Raw genomic sequence first — 614 nt, 5'->3', positions numbered from 1 at the left:
GCGATCAGATCGGGTCGCTCGGCCGCGAGGCGCGCCAGCACATCGGCCGCAGCCGGCGAGCGGAACGTGATCTCGGCGACCGGCAGGCCGCCAGCTAGGAGTGCATCGGCGAGGGGGAGGGCATCCTTGACGCGTTCGATGGTGATGACGGGTACGACGCCGATGCGGGCGATGGTGTCGAAAGGCGTGGACATGGGCACTTCCTGCTGGGTGGACCCGGCGCTGGTCGAACTTGCCCGGGCCGTCTTCTTGTCGGCCCGGCGGTCACCTTCCACATCCAGGTGAGGTCGTCGAGGCTATAATCTTTGCCTTCGACCGCTCCTCGGGCACAAGCCAGATCACGGTAAGTTGTCGGACCTCATTCGGATCGTACTGTGCGAGTGGTTGGAAACCAACGCGTAGCTGTCAGACCGTTCGCGGGCTCGCTCCCCTTCCCTCGACGTCGCTGTTTGGCGTCGCACGACTGCCCCTTGGATCAAGATCACCTTTTCTATCGCTACCCCATTCGCTCTGAGGCGAACGAACCGGGTGATGGTGGAAATACAACCGTCTTGTTCCGGTTTAGGAAAACTCGGCCATGGATGTGGGCGTGTATCGCCCGTGCCAAGGCCTGG

Annotated in this window: 2 pseudogenes; both read right to left on the bottom strand. The window is 62.9% G+C overall.

Annotated features, from left to right (window positions below):
• Window positions 1-194 (bottom strand): annotated as a pseudogene (locus EH240_RS37305) (bifunctional 4-hydroxy-2-oxoglutarate aldolase/2-dehydro-3-deoxy-phosphogluconate aldolase); the annotation flags it as partial.
• A 302-nt stretch (window positions 195-496) separates the two neighbouring features.
• Window positions 497-614, bottom strand: a pseudogene (purU, locus tag EH240_RS39575) (formyltetrahydrofolate deformylase); the annotation flags it as partial.

Source organism: Mesorhizobium tamadayense (genome assembly GCF_003863365.1).
In the GTDB taxonomy this organism is placed as follows: Bacteria; Pseudomonadota; Alphaproteobacteria; order Rhizobiales; family Rhizobiaceae; genus Mesorhizobium; species Mesorhizobium tamadayense.
The sequence above is the reverse complement of the archived record's forward strand: the minus strand, read 5'-3'. Positions and strand labels throughout refer to the sequence as shown.